Source organism: Pedobacter sp. 01T416_2, from assembly GCF_056398925.1.
Window position 1 is genome coordinate 1 of record NZ_JBFTQI010000177.1, and the last position, 8,763, is coordinate 8,763.

At 40.0% G+C, this 8,763-nt stretch carries 7 protein-coding genes and 1 pseudogene; 4 read left to right on the plus strand and 4 right to left on the minus strand.

Annotated elements, in window-relative coordinates:
• Positions 1-480: pseudogene (locus AC1DPQ_RS09760) on the minus strand (hypothetical protein); the annotation flags it as partial.
• A gap of 80 nt (positions 481-560) precedes the next feature.
• Here AC1DPQ_RS09760 and AC1DPQ_RS09765 point away from each other — a divergent pair.
• On the plus strand, positions 561-1,592 hold the full coding sequence (locus AC1DPQ_RS09765) for a dipeptide epimerase (RefSeq protein ID WP_477580306.1): 1,032 nt from the start codon (positions 561-563) through the stop codon (positions 1,590-1,592).
• On the opposite strand, the gene AC1DPQ_RS09770 is transcribed toward AC1DPQ_RS09765, so the two are convergent.
• Together AC1DPQ_RS09770 and AC1DPQ_RS09775 are read right to left on the minus strand one after the other, a co-directional pair.
• On the minus strand, positions 1,570-1,767 hold the full coding sequence (locus tag AC1DPQ_RS09770; protein WP_029277955.1) for a DUF6358 family protein: 198 nt from the start codon (positions 1,765-1,767) through the stop codon (positions 1,570-1,572). The genes AC1DPQ_RS09765 and AC1DPQ_RS09770 overlap by 23 nt on opposite strands.
• Before the next feature lie 110 nt (positions 1,768-1,877).
• Positions 1,878-2,195 (minus strand): rhodanese-like domain-containing protein, encoded by a 318-nt coding sequence (locus tag AC1DPQ_RS09775; RefSeq protein WP_215165554.1) that lies wholly within the window; start codon positions 2,193-2,195, stop codon positions 1,878-1,880.
• Between the two features lie 128 nt (positions 2,196-2,323).
• Here AC1DPQ_RS09775 and AC1DPQ_RS09780 point away from each other — a divergent pair, with 128 nt between their 5' ends.
• The 3 genes from AC1DPQ_RS09780 (at position 2,324) to AC1DPQ_RS09790 (ending at position 6,800) form a co-directional block, all read left to right on the plus strand.
• A complete protein-coding gene (locus AC1DPQ_RS09780) occupies positions 2,324-3,451 on the plus strand; it encodes a DUF4407 domain-containing protein (RefSeq protein ID WP_477580304.1) in 1,128 nt (375 codons plus the stop codon).
• 189 nt (positions 3,452-3,640) lie between these two features.
• Complete coding sequence (locus AC1DPQ_RS09785) at positions 3,641-5,473, plus strand: M61 family metallopeptidase (protein WP_477580302.1); 1,833 nt, start codon at positions 3,641-3,643, stop codon at positions 5,471-5,473.
• A gap of 19 nt (positions 5,474-5,492) precedes the next feature.
• Positions 5,493-6,800 (plus strand): M20/M25/M40 family metallo-hydrolase, encoded by a 1,308-nt coding sequence (locus tag AC1DPQ_RS09790; RefSeq protein WP_477580300.1) that lies wholly within the window; start codon positions 5,493-5,495, stop codon positions 6,798-6,800.
• 172 nt (positions 6,801-6,972) lie between these two features.
• Here the strand turns inward: AC1DPQ_RS09790 and carB are convergent.
• On the minus strand, positions 6,973-8,763 hold a 1,791-nt coding region (carB, locus tag AC1DPQ_RS09795; protein WP_477609041.1), incomplete at its 5' end, for a carbamoyl-phosphate synthase large subunit.

Consider the following 8,763-nt stretch of genomic DNA (forward strand, 5'->3'; position numbering starts at 1 on the left):
ATTCTGTGTTTTCTCAAATTCGTAGTATGCCTTTTTTGCCGACTGGCGGTTATTTTCTCTCAAATAGCCCAAACCTGAGTTATACCTTGCGGYAGCAGCATTGTATTTGCTATCAGCAAGTTCATTGATGTATTTTGTCGGACCTGGAACAACCGTTAAACAGGCTGGGCAGCTATTGATCTCATCAGCCAATTGATTAATTTTTTGATAATCGTACATCACCGATTCCCATCTGAAAAGGTCGTTAGACATTTTAGCCTCTTCAATTTTTCTTAAATGATCCTGTAAGGCCAAATCGTATCCTGTTTTTAGCACCTCCATAGCCTCACTATTTTTTGGCGAGTTTTGCAGCCTGCTTACTGCTTTAGCAACCGAAGCATCGTAATCACCTTTTTGTAAGGCTTTTTTTCCTGTGGTACATCCTCCAATAATTATTAAGGATAAATAAATAAAATACCGTAATCTTGAAATGTTTTTCATGGCAGTGGTAGTTGCGTTAATAAAAACAAAGATAATTTGCAAAGCGATAATTACCTTATTTATTTAGAAGACGATTGATAATGAAGATTAGTTGCAGACAATTTGAATTAGAATTAAAACATCCTTTTTCGATCTCGAAATTTACCCGTACCAGCACCCCCTTAATGTTGTTGAAGATAGAATATGAAGGTGTAACAGGTTATGGTGAGGCTTCTATGGTACCCTATATGGGCGAGAGCTATGAAAGCGCAGCGGCTTTTCTTAGCCTTGTAGATTTGGATAAAATCCAGTATCCATTCGATTTCAAAGAAATAATTAGCTATCTGGACAGCCTTGCTCCAGGCCAGCCAGCCATTAAAGCGGCAATAGATATTGCGCTTAACGATATCAATGGAAAGCTGTTAAATAAACCCTGTTATGAAATTTACGGCGCAGATCCTGCTAAGATGCCGGTAACTTCTTATACCATTGGGATTGATACGCCTGAAGTAATCCGCGAAAAACTGAAAGATGCTGAAGCTTTTAAAGTGATCAAAGTTAAATTGGGGAGGGATAACGATCAGGAAATTATCGAAACGATCAGGAGCATGACCAATGTACCCTTATATGTGGACGCGAACCAGGGTTGGGCAGATAAAATTAAAGCGATCGATTTAATTTATTGGCTGCATAACCAGGGCGTGGTGTTAATCGAGCAGCCTATGGATAAAAACAACCTCGATGGGAATGCCTGGCTAACCGAGCGCAGCCCAATCCCGCTGTTAGCTGATGAAGCCGTACAGCGTTTAGCCGACATGGACAAACTGAAAGGCGCCTATCATGGCATTAACGTAAAACTGATGAAAAGCTGTGGCATGTACGAAGGGCATCAGATGATTTTGAAAGCCCGTTCTTTTGGGATGAAAGTGCTGATTGGCTGTATGAGCGAAACCAGTTGTGCCACTTTGGCCGCAGCTGCTTTGGCTCCTTTATGTAACTGGGCCGATTTGGATGGGCCATGGCTCACCAAGAATAACCCCTTTACTGATCCGGCTTTCGAAAACGGTAAGTATATTTTAAAAGATCTGCCCGGTTTAGGCTTAACAGGCATTACTTCTGATCTTTTTCTTTAAAGCTTTTTCTGATGTCTTTGGTAAGTTGATACTTAAAGTAGAACAAACAAGCCGTTGTGCCTACCAAAAAGCCAGCTGGAAGATATTTAGCATTGTTATAACACCAAACCAATCCGAAAATAGAAAGGATAATGGCCAGGTTATAGAAGATATTTAAAGCAAATTTTTTACCCACAGTTGAAATGATTGAATGACGAAATTAGAGAATGATTGAATGAGCGAATGAATTTTGAATAAGCGTTATGCTATTAACAATCACTCATTCAAAACTCATTCATTCTATCATTAATATACTGGCATGTTGGGATCAAAAGCTTCTTGCCAAGCTAAAATACCGCCTTTTAAGTTATAAAGATTATCAAATCCGTATTGTTGCTCCAACTGCATTACTGCTGCTGCGCTTCTTTTTCCACTGCGGCACTGAATAATTACCGGCTTATCTTTCGCAACCTTATCAGCCTCAATTAAAATTCCACCTAAAGGGATATTCTCGCCTTCAAGATTGGAAACCTCATATTCGAATGTTTCACGAACATCAATCAATTGAAAATCTTCTTTGTTATCGATTTTCTCTTTTAGTTCTTGTACCGATATTTCTTTCATTTTATTAAATGTATTTATGCAAATATAGGAAAATCAACTTTACGCTCCCCATCAAAAAAATGCCATAAAATTTTGTTTGAAGCTGTAACAACTTTAACCCTTAGGCGTTTAATTATAAATAGTTACAAATGGACAAACTGAACCGTTTCTTTTGGTTTTGCTCTGGCGCTCATATCCCGACACTGGAAAAGTATCCTTCAGAACAAAATAAATATACTGGCATTGGCGCCACCATCTTTTTTACAGGCTTATTTGCTGCCCTTTCCGGAGGCTATGCCATGTATTTTGTGTTTAAGGGGGATGATCTGGCGGTAATTTTTGCCATTGTTTTCGGCTTTTTATGGGGGGCGGCCATCTTTAATATGGACCGCTATATCGTATCGAGCATTAATAAAAGTGCAAGTACCAATAAACAGTTGTTACAGGCTACACCGCGTATTCTGTTAGCCATTATGATTGGTATGGTAATTTCGAGACCAATAGAGCTTAAAATTTTTGATAAGGAAATTAAAGAACGCCTAAAAGTAAGTTACTTAAACGGCCAGCGTTCTAAAATTGATACCCTGAACAAAGCCTTTGAGAAAAAATATCAGGTAGAATTTGGCAGGTTAAATCAACAGAAAGCCACACGGGATTCGCTTGAAAAAGGAATTAAAGCGGATAGACAAAAACTTAATTTCGAGATTTTTGGAAACAAAACCACCGARACATCAGGGGTAATGGGCTACGGACCGTATGCCAAGCGCAAGGAAGCTGAAATAGCACAACGCACGGCTGAATTAGATTCACTAAAAGCCGCCATCAATAAATCGGAAGGTTTTGTAGATAAGCGCAAAGAATTTGATGGGCTGTTTACTGAAAAACTGTACACTAAAAAACAGTTAGACAGTTTATCGGATATTGCTGGTTTTGCCGACCGAAACTGGGCATTAGGGCAACTTAAATTTAATGTAGATGGCACACGGGATAACAATACGGCAATCGCTGTTACTTTTATCGGGCTACTGTTTATCTTTTTTGAATGCTTGCCGGTGTTTGTAAAACTGATGAGTGCACGCGGGCCTTATGATTATGCTATAGCGGATGGAGATGAAGTATCGATTTATCATTCGAAAAAAGATAAGGATTTCCATTTTGAAGTAGCAGATAATATTCACGAAACAAGGGTCGATTCCGAATCATCTAAAAAGAAGGGAATTATAAAAGGAAAAGCTTACCGCGATCTCGAAAAACACGATTGGGATAGCGAGAGCTAAGGGGAAATGTAAGAAGGTAATTGAGAGCGGATGGTTCGTAGGCCATGGCTTAACTCCTAAACCAAAAAAAATCAACTGTGAACATTAGGCTATCAGTTATTGACTATCAGACCATCAACTATTATCCATCGTACATTTTACCTCAAACATCTTCCATTTTTATTAAATTGCCCTTATAATCCCGATTTTATGAAGAAATTTTTAGGTGCTGCGGTATTTGGTCTACTATCGTTTCAGGCTTTTGCCCAAAATGAGATCAGTTATACGGTTTCCTTTCCAAATGTTATCCATCATGAAGCTGAAATCAGCATGGTTGTCCCAAATGTTCCTGCGGGTACGCTAAAGGTCAGAATGAGCAGGTCATCTCCGGGCCGTTACGCTACACATGAGTTTGGAAAAAATGTATATCACCTGAAAGCTTTCGATGCATCAGGCAAACAGCTGGCCATTAAACAAACAGCAGGCGATGTTTATGAAATTCCCAATCATGGTTCCAGCGTAAAAGTAAACTATACACTTTTTGGAAACTGGATTGACGGAACCTATGCAGGTTTCGACGAAACCCATGCACACATGAATATACCGGCAACTTTTGCTTTTCCGGTAGGCATGGATAACAGGCCGCGACTGGTGAAATTCAATTATGCCGAAAAACAGGACTGGAAGGTAGCTACACAGCTTAAGCCAATGGCCAATGGGACTTATTTCGCGCCAAATCTCCAATATTTTATGGATAGTCCTACCGAAATTGCCAATTACAAAACGGCAAGCTGGCAGGTTAAAAATACCGATGGTAAAGTTCAGACCATCCATTTAATTACGCATGCTAACGACGACCAGAAAACCATTGATAATTATGCTGAGATGCTTAAAAAAATGGTCGATGAACATTTTGCCGTTTGGGGCGAATTTCCCACATACGATTACGGTAATTATTATTTTCTGGATGATGTATATCCGGAGAATGCAGGCGATGGAATGGAGCATAGAAACTCCACATCGATTGTGCAGCGCACACCAAAAATTGCGGGTTATGAATCGAACCTCCTGGGTACTTTTTCGCACGAATATTTTCACAGCTGGAATGTAGAGCGTTTAAGGCCAAAAACTTTAGAGCCCTTCAATTTTGAGCATGCCAATATGAGTGATGAACTTTGGCTGGCTGAAGGCTTTACCCAATATTATGGCAATCTGCTGTTAACCAGGGCGGGTTTAAAAACTACCGACAATGCCATACAAACTTTTAACGGCCTGGTAAATGCTGCTTTACTGTCTCCCGGAGCAAAAAACTTTTCGCCAATTGAGGCCAGTAGGTATGCGGTGTTTGCCGATGCTGGTGTGGCTATCGATCAGACCAATAAAGGCAACATATTCACCTCGTATTACACCTATGGTGCTGCAACTGCCCTGGCTTTAGATCTTCGCTTAAGAACCGAATTTAAACTCAGCCTTGATGATTATATGCGTGCGCTTTGGAAAGCCTACGGCAAGCCAGAAATTGCGTACACTGTACCTGATTTAGAGAAAACCCTAGCAACGCTGACTAAAGATCGTGCTTTCGCTGCCGGTTTCTTTAAAAATTATATTTACGGCACCGAAAAGAACGATTATGCCAAGCTGCTTTTAAATGCAGGTCTTGTTTTGCGCAAAGCAAATCCTGGTAAAGCTTTTGCTGGCTTTGGCAAGATTAATAACCTGGATGGGAAATTGATATTAGGACAGACACTGATGGGTACGCCTGCATATGAGGCAGGTTTAGATGTTGATAATGTATTGTTAGCCATCGATGACGTGACAGTAAAAGATGTAGCTGCGGTTACGGCCATTAGTGATGCCCATAAACCCGGCGATGTGCTGAAGGTTACTTATCTTTACCGTGGAGCGCAAAAAACGGCACAATTAACCTTAATAGAAGATCCGGCTTTAGAGCTTGTTCCGATTGAAAAAACAGGGGGAGATTTAACACCGGCCATGCAAACTTTTAGAGATAAATGGTTAACATCGCAGGTAAAATCTAAATAGCAAAACTAATACTTATTATATGAAGAAAATATTCTTTTTTACGCTTGTCGGGATGGCAAGTTTGCAGCTTAAAGCGCAAAACATAGATAAAATCATCACCCGCGAATACACCGATCACCTGATTAAAACCTTAAGTGCCGATGATATGCAGGGGCGTGCAACCTTTACGCCAGGCATTGATAAAGCGGCTACTTTTATCGAATCTGAGTTTAAAAAGATCGGTTTACAGCCATTAGCTGGCGAGAAAACTTTCCGTCAAACCTTTAATAAATATCAGGTTACCAACCAAGGTACAAGTGTTAAAATAGATGGACAGGAAGTTGCCCCAGAAAATTTAATTGTTTCAGGCGTAACTTCTGAGCGTGTTACACTAGATAAATCGAACACCACTGTTGTTAAATTAGATCCCGAAAAAGCATTTGTGCCTCAGCTAAGGGCAACGATGGGTGCCGGAAAAAACCAGATTGTTTTGGTTGACAGTAAATTTACCGATCTGTTTAACCGTTATAGAAGTTACTTCAGTAAACCGGCAACTGTTGATGAGAAAGATGTTAAAGCAACTACAAGCGCTGTACAGGTTTTTGTTTTGGGTAAAGATGCCGCAACAGATTTTTCGGCAACATTTAAAAGTAAGGTAGATAAAATGCCTTTATTTAATGTTGCAGGGGTAATTCCAGGTAAATCAAAAGCAAAAGAAATTGTGGTTTTCTCAGGTCATTATGATCATTTAGGCTTTTTAAAAAGTGTAGATGGTGATAGTATTGCCAATGGTGCAGATGATGATGCTTCAGGTACGACGGCTATGATTGCCCTTGCCAAGTATTACAAAGCGCAAAAAAACAATGAACGTACTTTAATCTTTGTTGCTTTTACTGCTGAAGAAATCGGTGGTTTCGGTGCAAAATATTTCTCTGAAAAACTAAATCCTGATGATGTAGTAGCCATGTTCAATATTGAGATGATTGGTAAGGATTCGAAATTTGGCAAGAATACCGCATTTATTACCGGTTATGAAAGATCTGATTTTGGAAAGATTTTGCAGAAAAATTTGGCTGGGACCGAATTTACTTTCCATCCAGACCCATATCCAGATCAAAATTTATTTTATAGAAGTGATAACGCAACTTTAGCTGCTTTAGGCGTTCCGGCACATACCATTAGTACCGATAAAATTGATATCGATAAATTATACCATAGTGTGAAAGACGAATATAGTTCTTTGGACGTAGAAAATATCCTTTCTACCATCAAAGCGATCGCAAAGAGCGCCATTACCATTGTAAACGGAACGGATACCCCAACGAGGATTCCGAAGTTGAAGCAATAATAGCGGCAGTTATAAAACGGTCGTCATTCCCGCAGGTGGGAATCGTAATGCAGTAGGCTTTAAGATTCCCAATCAAGTTGGGAATGACGAGCCGCCCAATACAACTACAAAAAAAATGGCCAGTGAAAAATCATCACTGGCCATTGCTATTTTATAAGTCTTCGTAAGCAGATTACTTACTCAAATACATTGATTTGTCTTTGTAAAGCTTGCGGAAGTAAGGATCTTCTAAATCTTTGATGAAACGGATCGCCTCACCGGTAGATTTCATTTCAGGACCTAATTCTTTCGCTACCTCCGGGAATTTCTCGTAAGAGAAAACCGGCTCTTTAATGGCATAACCTTCAAGCTTACGAACGATCGTAAAATCTTTCAGCTTCGCTACACCCAACATAATTTTAGCGGCGATGTTAATGTATGGAACATCGTAAGCTTTTGCGATGAAAGGAACCGTACGTGATGCCCTTGGGTTTGCCTCGATTACATAAACTTTCTCATCCTTAATGGCGAACTGAATGTTTAATAAACCACGCACATCTAATGCTTTTGCAATTTTGATCGAGTATTCTTCCATTGCTTTAGTTACCGTTTCTGATAAGCTGAATGTAGGTAATACGGCAAATGAATCTCCTGAGTGGATACCTGCAGGCTCGATGTGCTCCATCATACCCACAATGTGGACATCCTCACCGTCAGAAATCGAATCAGATTCTGCCTCTTCTGCCCTATCTAAAAAGTGATCGATCAATACACGGTTGCCCGGTAAATCGCCCAATAATTTTACTACTGCTTTTTCCAGGTCTTCATCGTTGATTACAATGCTCATGCCTTGTCCACCCAGTACATAACTCGGACGGACCAATACAGGATAACCTACTTCGTTTGCTACAACGATTGCTTCTTCAGCATTCTCTGCAACACCATATTTTGGATAAGGAATATCTAATTCTTTCAACAGGTCTGAGAAACGGCCACGGTCTTCAGCGATATCCATATTCTCGAAAGATGTTCCGATAATCTTGATGCCTCTTTCGGTTAATTTCTCAGCCATTTTTAAAGCTGTTTGTCCACCCAATTGAACGATAACGCCCACTGGTTTTTCCAGCTCGATAATTTCGCGAACATGTTCCCAGAAAACCGGCTCGAAATATAATTTATCGGCCATGTTAAAGTCTGTTGAAACTGTTTCAGGGTTACAGTTAATCATGATGGCCTCAAAACCTGTTTCTTTTGCTGCCAATAAACCGTGCACACAAGAGTAATCGAATTCGATACCCTGACCGATACGGTTAGGACCTGAACCCAATACAATTACCTTTTTCTTGTCAGATGGAACAGATTCGTTTTCCTCTTCGAAAGTAGAGTAGTAGTATGGTGTTTTGGCCGGGAACTCCGCAGCGCAGGTATCAACCATTTTATATACCCTGTTTATACCTAAAGCTTTACGGCGATCGTAAACTTCATCTTCCGTAACATTGCCTAACAACCAGGCGATCTGGATATCAGAGAATCCTTTTTGTTTAAGCGTTACGAAGAAATCTTGAGGGATATTGTTTAGTGAATATCTTTTTAGTTCAGTTTCGAGCAATACCAGCTCCTGAATCTGGTTTAAGAACCATTTGTCAATTTTGGTTACCTTACGGATAGACTCTAAAGGTACGCCCATTGCCATGGCATCTTTTATTAAGAATAAACGGTTCCATGAAGCGTGCTCCAAACCGTCCATAATCTCTTCGATATTGCGCACCTGTCTGCCATCTGCACCTAAACCAGCGCGGTTAATCTCTAAACTCTGACAAGCTTTTTGTAGTGCTTCGATAAAAGTACGGCCAATTGCCATTACTTCACCAACCGATTTCATCTGTAAACCAAGCTCTTTGTTAGCGCCTTTAAATTTATCGAAGTTCCAGCGGGGTATTTTAACGATTACGTAATCTAAAGTAGGTTCGAAATATGCTGAAGT